Source organism: Snuella sedimenti, from assembly GCF_016428595.1.
Taxonomy (GTDB): domain Bacteria; phylum Bacteroidota; class Bacteroidia; order Flavobacteriales; family Flavobacteriaceae; genus Snuella; species Snuella sedimenti.
This window is the reverse complement of sequence record NZ_JAELVQ010000004.1, coordinates 204,697-219,915: the sequence shown is the minus strand read 5'-3', so window position 1 is coordinate 219,915 and position 15,219 is coordinate 204,697. Positions and strand designations below refer to the sequence as shown.

The 15,219-nt window shown below is 35.4% G+C and carries 14 protein-coding genes and 1 pseudogene; 4 read left to right on the top strand and 11 right to left on the bottom strand.

Annotated features, from left to right (window positions below):
* Positions 1–235: 235 nt before the first annotated feature.
* From JF259_RS05290 to JF259_RS05260, 7 genes and pseudogenes are all read right to left on the bottom strand, one after another.
* Positions 236–679 (bottom strand): hypothetical protein, encoded by a 444-nt coding sequence (locus JF259_RS05290; protein ID WP_199114173.1) that lies wholly within the window; start codon positions 677–679, stop codon positions 236–238.
* Between the two features lie 204 nt (positions 680–883).
* Positions 884–1,333 carry an Hsp20/alpha crystallin family protein gene (locus tag JF259_RS05285; RefSeq protein WP_199114171.1) on the bottom strand — a complete coding sequence of 150 codons (450 nt, stop codon included), beginning with the start codon at positions 1,331–1,333 and terminating at the stop codon, positions 884–886.
* Between the two features lie 105 nt (positions 1,334–1,438).
* On the bottom strand, positions 1,439–1,858 hold the full coding sequence (locus JF259_RS05280) for a hypothetical protein (RefSeq protein WP_199114170.1): 420 nt from the start codon (positions 1,856–1,858) through the stop codon (positions 1,439–1,441).
* A 12-nt stretch (positions 1,859–1,870) separates the two neighbouring features.
* Complete coding sequence (locus JF259_RS05275; protein ID WP_199114168.1) at positions 1,871–3,244, bottom strand: MBL fold metallo-hydrolase RNA specificity domain-containing protein; 1,374 nt, start codon at positions 3,242–3,244, stop codon at positions 1,871–1,873.
* Between the two features lie 6 nt (positions 3,245–3,250).
* Positions 3,251–4,089 (bottom strand): annotated as a pseudogene (locus JF259_RS05270) (restriction endonuclease).
* 81 nt (positions 4,090–4,170) lie between these two features.
* The gene (locus tag JF259_RS05265) at positions 4,171–5,001 is read right to left on the bottom strand and encodes a universal stress protein (RefSeq protein ID WP_199114166.1); all 831 of its coding nucleotides are present in this window, start codon (positions 4,999–5,001) and stop codon (positions 4,171–4,173) included.
* A gap of 9 nt (positions 5,002–5,010) precedes the next feature.
* Positions 5,011–5,856: a universal stress protein gene (locus JF259_RS05260; RefSeq protein ID WP_199114157.1), complete on the bottom strand. Its 846-nt coding sequence runs from the start codon at positions 5,854–5,856 to the stop codon at positions 5,011–5,013.
* Positions 5,857–6,501: 645 nt separating this feature from the next.
* On the opposite strand from JF259_RS05260, the gene JF259_RS05255 reads away from it, so the two are divergent.
* The 4 genes from JF259_RS05255 to JF259_RS05240 all read left to right on the top strand — a co-directional run bounded on the left by JF259_RS05255 (position 6,502) and on the right by JF259_RS05240 (position 8,795).
* Positions 6,502–6,912 (top strand): hypothetical protein, encoded by a 411-nt coding sequence (locus JF259_RS05255; protein WP_199114155.1) that lies wholly within the window; start codon positions 6,502–6,504, stop codon positions 6,910–6,912.
* A 101-nt stretch (positions 6,913–7,013) separates the two neighbouring features.
* Positions 7,014–7,313, top strand: a complete 300-nt coding sequence (gene trxA, locus JF259_RS05250) for a thioredoxin (RefSeq protein ID WP_199114153.1) — start codon at positions 7,014–7,016, stop codon at positions 7,311–7,313.
* A 283-nt stretch (positions 7,314–7,596) separates the two neighbouring features.
* On the top strand, positions 7,597–8,496 hold the full coding sequence (locus JF259_RS05245; protein ID WP_199114152.1) for a DnaJ C-terminal domain-containing protein: 900 nt from the start codon (positions 7,597–7,599) through the stop codon (positions 8,494–8,496).
* Between the two features lie 2 nt (positions 8,497–8,498).
* On the top strand, positions 8,499–8,795 hold the full coding sequence (locus JF259_RS05240; RefSeq protein WP_199114150.1) for a chaperone modulator CbpM: 297 nt from the start codon (positions 8,499–8,501) through the stop codon (positions 8,793–8,795).
* 23 nt (positions 8,796–8,818) lie between these two features.
* Here the strand turns inward: JF259_RS05240 and JF259_RS05235 are convergent, their stop codons facing one another.
* The 4 genes from JF259_RS05235 to JF259_RS05220 all read right to left on the bottom strand — a co-directional run bounded on the left by JF259_RS05235 (position 8,819) and on the right by JF259_RS05220 (position 14,920).
* Positions 8,819–9,808, bottom strand: a complete 990-nt coding sequence (locus JF259_RS05235) for an MlaD family protein (protein WP_199114148.1) — start codon at positions 9,806–9,808, stop codon at positions 8,819–8,821.
* 218 nt (positions 9,809–10,026) lie between these two features.
* A complete protein-coding gene (locus tag JF259_RS05230) occupies positions 10,027–10,806 on the bottom strand; it encodes an ABC transporter ATP-binding protein (protein WP_233164119.1) in 780 nt (259 codons plus the stop codon).
* Entirely contained in the window at positions 10,806–11,579 is a 774-nt protein-coding gene (locus JF259_RS05225) for an MlaE family ABC transporter permease (RefSeq protein WP_199114146.1), read from the bottom strand. The genes JF259_RS05230 and JF259_RS05225 overlap by 1 nt, the downstream gene beginning before the upstream one ends.
* A 197-nt stretch (positions 11,580–11,776) precedes the next feature.
* On the bottom strand, positions 11,777–14,920 hold the full coding sequence (locus JF259_RS05220; protein ID WP_199114144.1) for a glycoside hydrolase family 2 TIM barrel-domain containing protein: 3,144 nt from the start codon (positions 14,918–14,920) through the stop codon (positions 11,777–11,779).
* Positions 14,921–15,219: the final 299 nt, after the last annotated feature.

Genomic DNA, 15,219 nt, shown 5'->3' with positions numbered 1-15,219 from the left:
ATATTCACATTTATATATAACATGACTAAGTTTCTTATATTTGTTCATAGTACAAATATAGGCATAGCCTTCAGAACATGACCACCAGCAAAGCAGGTGGTTTTATAAGATGAAATAAAAAAACAGGTGTTTACCATTTAACAAGGAGGGAAATGCACAACTAAATCACAGTCAAAAAACAATACCCAACCTATGATAATTAACAACTTACCCTATATCAAATACTCATTAATTGTTATTGAAGCAAACGTTTTTGCTTTCTTTCTTTCATAATATTTTTTATGAGCGCAAATAACTTTGTTTTAAGCGCTCTATAACGTTTCATAAAGGCACTAACCTCCAAAATAAGTTTTCTATGGGTGTCCTTATAATGTGCTTCTTCTTCCTGTTGATCGACACCATCAACCATAACTTTAAGACCATTTTCATGTGCTCTGATAGTCTCTATCAGGTTTTTTGTTTCTACTTGTAAAGCACTTAATACTTCAATTAAATGCTTACTTTCTTTATAATGCTTAGAATCTATAAGCTGCAGTGTGTAAGCCACTACTAAATCATCAAGAAACAGCTGTTCGTCCTTAACAAAATTTAGTTCGGACAGCCATTCTCGTGAAGCATTATGCATGGTCTCTGCACTTAACCATACTTCGTACTTAGCTTTGTTGCCTATCTTTTTCATCTTATTCTTATTAATGTTAATGCTTTTTATTGCGCAAATGTAATATCCATACAATCATTATATTTTACAACTAATCCTTAAGTCATGGACATTTCATTTTACAACTATTTCAATGAACCAAAAGAGCAGAACATAATATTTTTATTGTGCCCAACATTATCTTCTGCTCCATCCATTTACCATTTACAATTGGTACTATCAGGATTAACTAACCTCAATCACCTTTTTTGGTGCTACCTTTGCTTCTTTTTTCTTTAAAAGATTTAATTTTAGAATACCATTTTTGTAAGTGGCATCTACTTTACTTTCGGGATCAACAGTATCTGGTAACTTTAATGATCTTTTAAAAGCGTCGTAACTAAACTCTTTACGCGTATAGTCCACTTCTTTTTCCTCGACTTCATGTTGCTTTTCTCCACTAACGCTTAAAACGTTATCGTTTATGGTTATTTCAAAATCTTTTTTAGAAAAACCCGGAGCGGCGAATTCAACTTCAAAGTTTTTCTCGTGCTCTTTTACATTCATTGCTGGCATTAAACTGTCTTCTACAAAGAAATCGTCGTTAAAAAAATCGTCCGAACTCAAGAAGCTTTTCAAGCCGCTGTTATTCCAAGGGAATAACCTGTTTCGATTGTTAAATTTAATAAGTGTCATTGGTCTAATATTTTAAATTAAACTTGATTTCTCGTTTCTAATATATCTATTGAAGTCGTTTTAAACAATGATATATATCAGACAGTTAAATGATTTTAAAAAAATCTATTCGTTTTTAACAACACCTTGAATATATTGATACATGTTTAATTTAAAATTGGATACTTGTTGATTGAAGTTATGAACTTCATGTTCCAATGTATCGTGCTTTTTTATGAAGAAGGCATCGCAAGCAACATCTTCACATTCTATTTTATTTGCAATTTGATTGCTATGTGCGCCTATCTTATTTAATAGCCCCATACGATTCACCTCCATCTTTTTTAGCTTGCTTTTAAATTGTTCAAGCATTTCGAATAAATTTATGACATGCGGTTTAAAAATAGCCGCCTCTACTAAGAATTTATAAAACTGGAGTTCAGACTTTAAATTTCTTAGTTCAATTTGATAAGCTTCCATTATATATTGTAATTCTTCAATAGGCTTATCGGCATTAAAACTTCTATATACTTGAAATGCTTCCATTGGTACTTGCTTTTAAATAATTACTTCTACCACATCCAATAGTTTGGGAATTGATACCTTCCAACGGAAAGTGTCTTTTATTTTTACTCGAAAAATATCGAGTGCTTCAGGTTCTCCATGCACTAAAAACACATTTTCAGGAATGTTTTTAATAAGACCAAGCCAATCTATGAGTTCTGCCTGATCGGCGTGGGCCGACAAGCTCTCAATACTCTTAACAGTAGCTTTTACGGGATAATATTTTCCATAAAACTTAATTTCGTGAACACCGGACAATAATTGATGCCCCCGAGTTCCCTCCGCCTGGTAACCCACCAACAATACCGTTGTTAATGGATTATCTATAAGCTGTTGCAAATAGGTTAGCACTCGCCCACCTGTAACCATACCACTACCTGCTATAACTATTTTAGAACGGTTATCGTCTATCGTTTCCCAGGTTTCTTTATACGACTCAATAATAGTAACATGGTTACACATGGCTCTGTAATCGGACTCCGAAAGCCTGTGCCACTCTGGAAATCTACTAAAAACCTCCAATACATTGTTTCCCATCGGGCTATCAATAAAAATAGGTATATTAGGTATTTTATTCTTTTTATAGAGCTTCCAAAGTATGTACATTAAAGTCTGTAAACGTTCTACCGCAAAACTTGGGATGACAAAGTTACCATGCTTATGAAGCGTTTCATTAATTATAGTAGCCAGTACCTGTTCGACATCCTCTTTAGGGTGCAGCTTGTTACCATAGGTACTTTCAACAAATAGATAGTCGGCCCATTCCGGTTTTTTGGGCACATCCAGCAAATAGTCGTTGTTTCTTCCAATATCTCCTGAAAAGACAAAACGTTTGCCTTTAATATCCAATTCTATGAAAGTAGCCCCAATAATATGTCCATTAAGCCGAAAACGACACGAAATATTTTCGGCTAAGACTATCCATTTATCTATAAACCCAACTTGAAAAAAACGTAATGTTTTTTCAACATCGTATATGGTAAACAAGGGCAATGCGGGATTATGCTTTGTATAGCCTTCCTGATTGGCCTTTTTAGCTTCTTCCTCGTATATCTTTGCACTGTCCCTTAAAATAATTTCTGCAATAGATAAGGTGGGAGCCGTTCCAATAATCGCCCCTTCAAAGCCTTGTTGAATCAATCGAGGTAAATAGCCTACGTGATCCAAATGCCCATGGGTTAACAACACCATATCAATTGTTGTAACATCTATGGAGAGATCGAGCCAATTCATCTGCCTCAGCTCCTTAATCCCTTGAAACATACCACAATCTATTAATATATTTTTCTCGGAAGTTTCTATAAGAAATTTTGATCCGGTAACCGTACCCGACGCTCCAAAAAAATGGATTTTCACATATGCATCCATAACTTACTATTTGTGACATAGTGTTTTTATTTCCTCCAACACTTTATCCTTTCTTACATCCGACACTCCTAAATGATCCAAATAAAAAGCATCGGTTATTAGCTCTCTACACAATACAATATCCCTGCTTAATAAAAACTGTTTTCGTGATTGGTTAACAAGGTTGAAGCAGTAATAGGGTACAGTCCTAACCTATCTATTCTATCTTTTAAACCGTTATCTTTGGGATAATCCCAACTTAACAAATACAAATTTGCACATGCACCATAGGCTATTGCATCTTTGGTAAATCGGGTGTTTGTTACAACCCATCCTTGGGTTAATTTGGCATTATTTGCTTTAACTCCCCAATTAGTTTTTACATCAATATACCTACTATGGATATACAATGGTATCTTAACATTACAATTAAGCCCTTGTTCACTATGAAACTTACATTCTACCAAAATAAACTCATTATTTTTATGGGCTATAACATCTATTTCATGAGAAACGCATGCACCTTGTAAAACCTTTCCTATCTCAATTTCGTATCCTGAGTATTTTAAAATGGCTCCAATAAACCGTTCAAACGGAAACCCTGTTGGACCTAATTCGTAAATTGCCCTTTTTAATTTATATTTTGAGGCTAGATAACTTTTTTTACTCTTAAGCAAAGCATATGCTCTATTATAAATTTCCTTTGTTGAAATCCCTTGATACAATTCATCACGAACCACATCAATAATCCTTGAAACGGTTTCATTATCGGCGCCAGAATATTTTAAAGACCGCCGTAACTTTTCCAATGAAAACTTCACCTTTTCACCTGAAAATTTTATGACATCTATAGCTTCTTCTTTCATACAACATCCAATGCTTTTTATGAACGTAACACAATCCTTAAAGTTAGGAACTACACATTCTCTACTGTATATTACTACTACCTACTCTGGAATCACCAAAAAGGGTATTTTAAGGTGAAAGCCTATCTTTTCAATAACTGCTTCTTTTACAAAATTTTCAATAAAACCGTGCTTGTAATTAAGCATAACGAGAATTTCTATACCTAATTCCTCAATAAAATCATTAATCTCTTCTGCTTTCTTTGCATATTTTGGCATCCAGTGAAAACTATGGTCATAATCCTCTAAATAACTTTTTAATTTACTTAAATTATAAGTCTGCACTTCACTTAGTTTCTCTTCAACATTAATATGTACAATCCTAATCTTAGAACTGTACAAATCGGCCAATTGCTTTAACGGATCCAACTCTTTATCGCTATAAAATCGGGTAAAATCTGTAGGGAATGCTATTTGCTTAGGCGTTACAAATTCGTAAGCTTCCGGCACGATTAAAACAGGACAAATACGCATGGCCTTAATAATATTTACCGTATTGCTTCCAAAGAAAATCTCCTTTACCCCAGAAGATCCTTTTGTTCCCATAACAATTAAATCAATATGGTATTTAGTTACAGCCATATCAATAGCATCCTTTAGCGTTTTAGTGCTTAAAATAATTTTAAAGTCATGATTCGCATTGGTATTGGTTTTTTCTGCCAAGTCCTTTAAATCTTCTAACTCCTTTAAGGCAGCATCGTTAACTGTTTTTGCCAACTTGTTCGACAGATCGTACATAGTAGGCATCTTAATGGCCGTTGAATTTAAAAAATAGAAGGTGCAAACCGCATCTGCATAAAGTTTCATAACATAAACTGCGGCACTCCAAGAATTATCTGAGAAATCGGTTGGTAATAAAATGTGTCGTTCCATAACTTAAATTTATTTGTTCTTTGAAGGGATCACTAAAAATGGGACTTTTAGATGAAACCCTATTTGATTTATTTTAGATTTAAAGAATACATTCTCAAAAAAAGAATGTTTATTATTAATCATAGTCAATAAATTAACTCGTGTACTTAATTGAAAATTAGCAATGGCCTCTTGCACCGTTTGGTTACTTACACTATGAAACACATGTGGCACCTTTTTTATTAAACTTTCCAGTTTTTGCTTATTGCTTTTTTGATTGTGGGACAGATCATAACCATAGGACACATTTAAAACATGAACCTTAGAATCGTACCGACTTGCTATCTGGACAATAGATTGCATTTGGTGCTCATCATAATCTATTTCGTAATCAGTTGGAAACAAAATATCCTGCGGATGCTCGAAAGTAAAATCCTTTGGTATAGCTAGTACAGGGCACGTCATGTTTTTAAACACATGCACGGTATTGGTACCAAATAACACTTCTTTAGCACCCGTTGCCCCAGTAGTTCCCATGACTATATAATTAATGTTCTTTTCCTTAACAACATCCTTAATTTCGGGTATCAAGGTGTTAAATGCTGAAATGCTCTCAAAACTATGATTTGCATTGCGAAATGTATTGTTAATTCTATTTTCCAACGCACTTAACGCTTCTAAAGAAGCTTCTCTTACAGCATCTCCCAAACCATATTGTGTCGGATTGGCCAGTACATATTCAACATGATATACTACAGGCGTATAGGTGTTTAGCAAATAAAACCGACAAATATCATGTTTAAAAAACTGTAACGCATAAGCTATGGCATTCCAGGAATTTTCAGAAAAATCGGTGGGAAGCAATATCTTTTTCATCTGTTTAAATTTTATTGTTTTTCATAGATCAGATGTAATTCACCAATAATAATCTCGGTGGGTATCAAGATTTGTTATGGCTCATTTCATAACATTAATAATTTAATAGTTAGTCTCTTCTTATATTTTGAAATGCCAAAAACGGCATATTCAAATTCATCGCATCTATATTGTTATCCTTATTGTTATCCTTAATATTGAAGTGGCTTAAACTTTTACAAATTATCTGAAAAACCACAGGAATCATTATTTCCTCATGACCTAACTATTACCCCTTTAAAATTAAATAAGTGATTCCCAAAAAACAATGATATTTGTCAGATAGCTAATAAAGCATTCTAAGCCGAATTGCCTATTTTTTTCAACACGCCCCAAGCAGTACCAAAATGAAGGTTAATATCATCTTTCTATACTTTTTAATGGTTTCCTCATAATTATTCCATTTAAAATCTTTTGTTTCACGGGAATGACAACTCGAAAGAAAACCTCGAGGATCTACCACAAGGAATTCTTATCGATTAAGCGAATAAAAGCTTATTAAAAGTACGAAAAAAATGGCTGTTTTTAATTGTTAATAACTGATTAATATCATATACAATGCAGCTATTTATGCGTAACTTTATTAAAACAATAATGTTTATTAAAATGAGAACTAAGAAGCATATGACATTAGGGTTTTATCAAAACCTTGGCAAGTTATTTTATGCTATCGCGGCTGCCGATCATGTTGTTAACCCTAAAGAATTTGAAACCTTGAAAGAGCTTGTAAAAAAACAGTGGCTTGAGGTTGATGACATTAATGACACTTTCGGTACAGATGCTGCCTATCAAATCGAAATTGTTTTTGACTGGCTCAACACCCATGAAACAGATCTTAGCATTGAACAATACTTTAACGATTTTGTGAACTATAAAAATGAACAAAAGCATTTATTTACCGATACCGTAAATAAATTAATAATAAAAACGGCAAGTGCCATTGCTGCTTCGTTTTCTGGAATAAATAAATCGGAACTCATCCTGTTGGCCAAACTTGATATGGAACTAAAAAAATAACTTAAAAACCATTAAATTTATAATTGATTTATATAATAGATTCCTTCATTTAACTAAGTAGAATTATATAATCACCAAACGATATACAAATAAGCAAACTCATGAAAAGTAACTTCGACACAATTATAAATTCGGACCAACCAGTACTCATCGATTTTTTTGCACATTGGTGTGGTCCTTGTAAAATGTTAACTCCCATATTAAAAGAAGTAAAAGATGAATTGGGTACAGCTATAAAAATCATTAAAATTGATGTGGACAAAAACCAAAACCTAGCTACTAAATACCAGGTACGCGGTGTCCCTACCATGCTACTTTTTAAAAATGGTCAACAGTTATGGCGGCAATCGGGGGTGCTTCAAAAAAATGACATTATAGCGGTTATAAGATCACATTCATAAACAAAAACTCATCTCTATGATAAAAAGAACGGTACTTATAGGCATGCTTCTTACTCTTGTTTCCTGCAATAAATCCAGGCGTATATTATAGCAAAATAAAAGAATTTATTGAAACGAACTAACCTTGAAACAGAGCCTCGAGGAATTCTTTTTGAACAAGCCCTTTTAATGGCATCCTCCTATTGATTGACATTTGTCATTCATTTTTTCAAAATTTTAAACTATTTTTAAGTAATAACATCACGGTCTATCCTAATTCTGTCATACCCTAAAATAAAAACAAATGGCATTTATAGATTACTATAAAATATTAGGTATTTCAAAAAATGCTACCGAAGCTGAAATTAAAAAAGCTTATCGGAAATTAGCTCGTAAATACCATCCAGATCTCAATCCTAATGATAAAGTTGCCGAAAAAAAATTCAAAGAAATTAACGAGGCCAACGAAGTACTGAGCAATCCTGAAAACAGGAAAAAATATGATGCTTACGGTGAACACTGGCAACATGCCGAGGCCTATGAAGCAGCTAAACAGCAACAACAAAAGCAAGGGCAAGGGCAAAGACAAACATACTATCAGAGTTCCGGTAATTTCTCCAAAGACGATTTTTCTGATTTTTTTGAAAGCATGTTTGGTCAGGATCGAGACTCAAGATCTGGTCGCAACGTAAAATTCAGGGGACAGGATTTTAATGCCGAATTGCAACTCGACTTAAAAGATGTTTACACAACCCATAAACGGACCTTAACCGTAAACAATAAGAACATTCGCATTACCATTCCAGCGGGGGTTGAAAATGGACAGATCATAAAAATTAAGGGGCATGGAGGCAAAGGTATCAATGGAGGCCCTAACGGCGACTTGTACATTCAGTTTGCAATTACCAATACATCAAAGTTTAAACGAGATAAAGACAACCTATACACAACCATAGACCTTGATCTCTACAAAGCGATGTTGGGAGGAGAACTTACGATCGATACTTTTGATGGTAAGGTAAAGCTTAACATTAAGCCTGAAACCAAAAATGGGACACAGGTAAAACTAAAAGGCAAAGGGTTTCCTAGGTATAAAAAAGAAGGCCAGTTTGGCGACCTATATATTACCTATGCCATAAAATTGCCTGAAAACCTTAGCGAAAAGGAAAAAACATTATTTAAAGAATTATCAAAATTGAGATAATCATGGACACTCAAAACTTAATTTCAATCCAACAATTTTGCACGCATTACAATGTTCCCAAAACATTTATAAATGCCCTGAAAGACTACGATTTGATTGAAATTATTATCATTAAAGAAGAGCATTACATACACCTTACCCAAATAAACGAAGTTGAAAAAATGATGCGTTTGCATTACGATCTTGATATCAACTTTGCTGGTATTGATGCGATTTACAATTTGTTAAAACAAGTAGATGCCTTAAAACAGGAAATAAATACGCTTCATAACAAGTTACGTTTCTATGAAGATCTATAACATATTAGCTACAAATCAAAAACTTATTTGTTATGCTTCCTTTCTGTCCGTTTAAGCTCTCTTTCCATCTTTTTAAAATAACGGCGTGTTAAAAAACTATGCTTCAAGGCTTCCATATTTTCATTAAACTTATTAGTGCCTTCATTAATATTTTTAATGGAAGCTTCTAATTCTCTTACAAACAGTGAATCGTTAAGTAGATAATTGACTGCCCCATCACCAGACCTGAAGTTAGTTAGTGTTTCATTTAAATTAGCAATTACGGCTTTTACATCATCACTGGAAGCTTCATAATTTGAAATGATGCGTCGTATGTTATTAGCTTCTATTGTATCGTTTAACAGGACACCTACCACACTATTTTTATAGTTTATACTAGTAATTATAGAATCGGCTTGTTGCACGGTTTTTCTAACTTCAATACTAACCTGTTTTAAGTTATTAATAGTCTCCTTAATGTTATTGGCTGTAATGGTATCGTTAATAAGCATACCAACGGTTCCCTTTCCATTCGTTATGGCATTGGTAACTTCCAACAACTTTGCAGTTAACAACGCTGCATTTTCATTGGTAACATTCAAAGTATTTAGCATGTCATCGGCTCCTATTTTTGTATAGGATTCAATACGATCTCCCGCCGAAATAGGAGCTCCATTGCCATTACCCGGGATAATATTTACGATCATATTTCCGACCAAACCATCTGTACCTATTGTAGCAATAGCGTCTTTCTTTATATGTTGCTTCATTTTTTCATCAATAAACATATCCACCCGAATAGTGGAGTCATTCAACATGAGAATTGTTTTTACCGTACCTACGTTGATTCCCGAATAGCGTACATTATTTCCTTGCATCAGTCCGTTAACATTGTTAAAATTAGCACTGATACTAAAATTTTTAGCAAACATATTTTGGCGTTCCCCAATTAAATAGATTGCAACTATAAAAAGTAACAGTCCTATAATAACAAAGACACCAAGTCTTAATTTTTCGTTAGCTGTTTTTCTCATCTGTTTAATACTTTATAGTTTACTCGATAATCGAAATTTAAAGGCTCCAGGGCTTGTCTCGAAATCAAAAAATAATTTCCTATAAATGCCTCGTGTGCTTGCACCGAGGTAGTATACTCAAAATGAAAAATCCAAAAAATTCAACACCTTCAGGATTATTCATCGTTTTCGATCTTTTCAACGAGTCTATAAATCTCCGATTCCATAGAACAATTTAGTTATTTAAAAAATGCTTGTATTTTTCCATCGTCCGAAGCAGCCAATTCTTCAAACGTTCCTCGCGCATAATCAACCCCATCCACAAGCAACACAATGCGTTCAGATACAACACGAGCGCAATCAATATCGTGTGTAATAATAATTGATGATGTTTGATACAGGCGTTGCACCCGTCGCATAAGGTCAACAATTTCTTTGGCCGTTATGGGATCTAATCCACTGGTCGGTTCGTCGTATAGGATTATTTTGGGTCTTAATATTAATGCTCTGGCCAAGGCTACACGACGTTGCATACCTCCAGAAAGCTCGGCAGGCATGAGCTCTATTGTATGCAACAACCCTACATTCTCCAAAGCTTCCTCTACTAGCTGATTAGTGTCTACAACATCCCCAAACTTGTGTTTATGCCTTCTTAGAGGGAATTCTAAATTCTCTCTTACGGTCATAGAATCATACAAAGCACTTCCCTGAAATAAAAATCCTATTTCGGTACGCAAGTCATCCAAATCTTTTTGATTAAGTGTTGCAATATCCTTATCCATTATTTTGATGCTTCCAGAATCAGGCTGCATTAACCCTACCAAACACTTAATCATAACCGATTTACCCGAACCGGACTTACCCATTATAACCACATTTTCACCTTCATAAAGTTCTAGGTTAAAACCGTTTAAAACATGCTTATTCCCAAACGCCTTTTTTATATTTTTAATCTCAAGCATTCGCTTTCCTGAGCTTATAGTTTCAACTTTTCCTTGTATGTTTTCTATAGGATCCATCATTTAAATTTCATAAAAATATCGGTTACAAAAACAGCTATAAAGTCGATTATAAATAGTAACATTGATGAGAATACAACTGCCGAATTAGCAGCTAAGCCAACCCCTACAGTGCCTTTATCACAATAAAACCCTTTAAAGCACCCAACCAAGCCAATAGCAAAACCAAAAAAATACGTTTTAATAGTCGCTGGAATAATATCACTGAATTTTAAGGCTTTAAACACTTTATTAAAATACAATTGAAAGGACACATCGCCCTTAATGTTCTCAATAATATAAGATCCATAAAGAGCTATGGCATCTCCCAAAATAACCAAAAGGGGCAACATAAGTGTAGCTGCCAATATTCTTGTAACCACTAAAAATTTAAAAGGATTTGTACCCGATACTTCCATAGCATCGATCTGTTCGGTAACACGCATGGAACCAAGCTCGGCTCCAATACCAGAGGCAATACGCCCAGCAAAAGTTAAGGCTATAATTACCGGGCCTATTTCCCTGATGATGGAAATACTCACCATAGAAGGCATCCAGGATTCGGCTCCAAACTCTTCTAGAGTTGGTCTGGTTTGTAAAGTTATAACCAAACCTATTATAAAACCGGTAACGCATACAAGCATAAGCGAACGATTCCCAATACTATAGCATTGCCTTAAAAGTTCTTTAAACTCAAACGGTCTGGAAAAAAGTTCTTTAAAAAACCGACGCGTAAAATAAGTAAGCTCGCCAATTTCTATGAAAAACGACCCTATTTTGTTCGATCTTATCATAAAAACATACTGGTTATGATAACTAAAATTATAACAAGAAAACCTCGCACAAAATGATTAATGTCAGCCGTTATTCCTTTTAATTACCAAGAATACTCTTACTAAAGATACAAAGAGTTTTTTACTTATGGTAAAAACAAAAGAGCGCACATTTAAAATGTACACTCTTTACTAAAAATATCAGACCCACATAAGGTCTATAATGGTTTTATAATATAACTATATATTAAATCCCTAGGTTGGATCTGGTATTCCTTATGAGCCATATGTCCCCAGCTGTTATCGCCTCCTACGCCCATCTGTTTGTAATCGATATTGATATTTACCAAATCACGCTTTTTAATGTCAGTGGTATGACGCTGTTGCTTGCTCTCTCCGGCATCAAAATCGTCGTTATACTGATGGTGTGCGCTAAAATTAAACAGATCAACACCTAACACTTCTATACCATGACCTTCACCATTTGTAAAAGACACCCAGCGTACATCGGTTCTGTTACCGTTTTCCTGCGGACGGATATATGGGAAATACAAATCTGAAACGGAAGCCTCGTATTCTCCCACTAAAGCAGCCGTATAACGATCCTGATAATTCTCAAACGGTCCCCTACCAAACCACTTCACTTTCTTGTATTCGTTCTTAATTATAAATGTATTACCAAACTTTGGAAGCACAGGCAGATCAGATGCCACACCCGATAAACTGGTTTCTATTTGCAAGGCACCGGAGGTATCGATCGTATAATTAATAGCCACCTCTCCTTTTACTGCCGGTAATTCGTATTTGGTCTGTACCTTAACTGTATTATTGGAAGCTGACTTTGCATCTATAGCTATCAACTTCTGCTCTTTGGTTGCTGCTTTCCATACCCCTAATTTCTTAGGCATTCTATAACCAAAATCATTATCGGTAGGGGCTCTCCAAAAATTAGCTTGTATGCCTTCAAGAAGTATATTGCCATTACCATAATCTATGGAGCTAAGGGCTCCTGAAGCTTTATCAAAAACAATAGTAAAGCCCGTTCCTGATAGCGTAATCGCATTATTTTCTGTATTTAACTGTATTGAGTCTCCTCCATCTTGTAATTCCACATCGGTACTAGGCCTAACCAATTCAAATTGTTCGTATGCTACAACATGCCCTTCAGGTACTAAATCGGTAGCCGCTTTGGTTCTTGCATAAATATTTAAATGGTACTCGGCTTTCTTGTCTTGTAATGCGGGCAAATCCACTTTAACTTTCTTCGTTGCATACGGCGCAATATCTAAAACAGGTAGATCACCGGACGCTTTTTCCTCTCCATTTTCCAATAGTTTCCATGAGAAATCAAAGCCGTTAAGATTTGTAAAGTCGTAGATATTCTTTATTTCTAATTCTCCAGCCTTTAGGTTTAATGGTTTGAACTTAATGTACTGGTATACTTTTTTAACCTCATAAAGTGATGGGTGTGGTGTTCTATCGGGGTTTACTATACCGTTCAAACAGAAATTCTTATCATTTTGAAGGTCGAACCCTCCCAGGTCACCACCGTAAGCCCAATACTTCTCTCCATTTTCGTTCTCAGTTAGAAGTCCCTGGTCCACCCAATCCCAGATAAAGCCTCCCTGCATAATATCGTAAGCTTCGATAACATCCCAGTAGTCTTGCAGGTTCCCAACGCTATTGCCCATAGCATGGGCATATTCACACTGAATTAAAGGTCGGGTATCTTCTCGTTCGGCATAGCTGATCATATGCTCAATTGTCCAGTACATTGGAGGTGTAATATCGGTGTTCTCATAGTTTAAAGCACCTTCGTATTGGGTTGGTCTGGTGGTATCCTGTTCTTTAAGCCATTTATAGGTAGCGAAAAAGTTTTGACCATTACCGGCCTCGTTCCCTAACGACCAAGTAACGATACAGGGGTGGTTCTTATCGCGCTGGTACATTCTTACGGTTCTGTCCATATGCATCGCCTCCCATTGCGGTAAGTACGCAGGATGCTTTTTTTGCGCTTCCAAATTATTGTCCAATCCCTGGTTCGTAGCCCCCATACCATGTGTTTCTATGTTGGCCTCATCAATCACATAGAAACCGTACTCATCGCATAGCCTGTAAAAAAATGGGTTCTTAGGGTAATGACTACAACGAATAGCGTTCAGGTTATTCTGTTTCATCACTTCCAGGTCTTTCATGGTTAAGGCTTCGGTAACCACATGGCCTTCGGTATCACTATGATCGTGTAAATTGGCTCCTTTTATCAGAACAGCTTTTCCGTTAACCAAGAACTGACTGTTCCTAATGGCGATGTTGCGGAACCCTACTTTAATAGCAGTCGACTCTCCGTTTACGGTTAGAAGTAGGGTATACAGATTGGGATGTTCTGCATTCCAAGTTTTAACCTCCGGTATGTTTTTGGCAAAATCAACAGTATTGCTTTCGGGCTTTAATTCGATTGTTTTAGCCTCGGCATAGACTTCATTCGCTCCATCCAACAACTTTACGATGACTTCCTTTTCTACGGTGGCTTCTGTATTGTTATCTATCTTAAGGGATGCATTAAACACGCCGTCTTTAAAATCATTCGTCAGATCGGCAATTACTTTAAAATCTCTCAGGGTTACTTTATTGGTCGCGTAAACATAGACGTCACGCTCGATACCACTCAATCTCCAAAAATCCTGATCTTCCATGTAACTGGCATCAGACCAACGCATCACCTGAACCGAGACATCATTAGTTCCTGGCTTAACAAATGTGGTTATGTTAAACTCGGCTGCTGTTTTGCCGCCTTCATTATATCCTACCCGCTGACCGTTTACCCAAATATACATAGCACCACTTACACCAGCAAAATGCAAATAGATGTCTTTACCATTCCAATCTTCAGGTATTTCAAAATTACGCTTGTAACTTCCATTGTTGTTCATGTTGTGTGGGATATATGGCGGGCGAGCCGGAAACATGTACTTTACGTTGGTATAAACGGGAATACCGAAGCCTTTTATCTCCCAGTTGGAAGGCACGGCAATAGTGTCCCAACCCTTCAGGTCAAAATCAGTTTTATAAAAATCAACCGGTCTTGCCTGAACACTATCGGCATAATAAAAATGCCAGGTACCATTTAAACTCTTATACAGAGGAGAATTGTTCCAGGATGCATTACCTAACGCCGATTGGGTATCGCTATATCTGTAAAACGAAGCTGTTGGGGTTTCCCTGTTAATTTGAAAAATTTCCGGATTTTCCCATTCCGGATTTTCCCAGTTTCCTGCGGTGTAAATCGGTTTTGTAATATCCTTTTCTTTACATGAAAACAATGATATTAATACTAAAAGTATACATGCATTTTTTAACTTCATTATTAGAGCTCGTTTAATGTTGTTTTATGATTTTACTCCCAAATATACATTATAGCTTATGTTTTAAGAAGTTATCTCCATCAAAACAGGTTCTGCCAAACTGATTTTTAAGGAAAATAAATTTTTTGGTTAAAATCGGTATGAGTTTTCTAAAAAAGCTTACACTTATCTATTTTTTTTACAAACCAGTACCTACCAGTTGTTTTTGTAGCCATAACTATTTCTCCATAATATTTACCTTATGGACTTTGGGTTTACTTCTCATAATTGCTAAGTTAATAACTAGCAAACTTATTCTC

What these genes read in the sequence shown, in the direction of transcription:
- JF259_RS05275 (WP_199114168.1), bottom strand. Translation starts at nt 3,244, where the DNA reads ATGGATGCATATGTGAAAATCCATTTTTTTGGAGCGTCGGGTACGGTT.
- JF259_RS05255 (WP_199114155.1), top strand. Translation starts at nt 6,502, where the DNA reads ATGAGAACTAAGAAGCATATGACATTAGGGTTTTATCAAAACCTTGGC.
- JF259_RS05245 (WP_199114152.1), top strand. Translation starts at nt 7,597, where the DNA reads ATGGCATTTATAGATTACTATAAAATATTAGGTATTTCAAAAAATGCT.
- JF259_RS05225 (WP_199114146.1), bottom strand. Translation starts at nt 11,579, where the DNA reads ATGATAAGATCGAACAAAATAGGGTCGTTTTTCATAGAAATTGGCGAG.
- JF259_RS05280 (WP_199114170.1), bottom strand. Translation starts at nt 1,858, where the DNA reads ATGGAAGCATTTCAAGTATATAGAAGTTTTAATGCCGATAAGCCTATT.
- JF259_RS05265 (WP_199114166.1), bottom strand. Translation starts at nt 5,001, where the DNA reads ATGGAACGACACATTTTATTACCAACCGATTTCTCAGATAATTCTTGG.
- JF259_RS05220 (WP_199114144.1), bottom strand. Translation starts at nt 14,920, where the DNA reads ATGAAGTTAAAAAATGCATGTATACTTTTAGTATTAATATCATTGTTT.
- JF259_RS05260 (WP_199114157.1), bottom strand. Translation starts at nt 5,856, where the DNA reads ATGAAAAAGATATTGCTTCCCACCGATTTTTCTGAAAATTCCTGGAAT.
- JF259_RS05290 (WP_199114173.1), bottom strand. Translation starts at nt 679, where the DNA reads ATGAAAAAGATAGGCAACAAAGCTAAGTACGAAGTATGGTTAAGTGCA.
- JF259_RS05285 (WP_199114171.1), bottom strand. Translation starts at nt 1,333, where the DNA reads ATGACACTTATTAAATTTAACAATCGAAACAGGTTATTCCCTTGGAAT.
- trxA (WP_199114153.1), top strand. Translation starts at nt 7,014, where the DNA reads ATGAAAAGTAACTTCGACACAATTATAAATTCGGACCAACCAGTACTC.
- JF259_RS05230 (WP_233164119.1), bottom strand. Translation starts at nt 10,806, where the DNA reads ATGGATCCTATAGAAAACATACAAGGAAAAGTTGAAACTATAAGCTCA.
- JF259_RS05240 (WP_199114150.1), top strand. Translation starts at nt 8,499, where the DNA reads ATGGACACTCAAAACTTAATTTCAATCCAACAATTTTGCACGCATTAC.
- JF259_RS05235 (WP_199114148.1), bottom strand. Translation starts at nt 9,808, where the DNA reads ATGAGAAAAACAGCTAACGAAAAATTAAGACTTGGTGTCTTTGTTATT.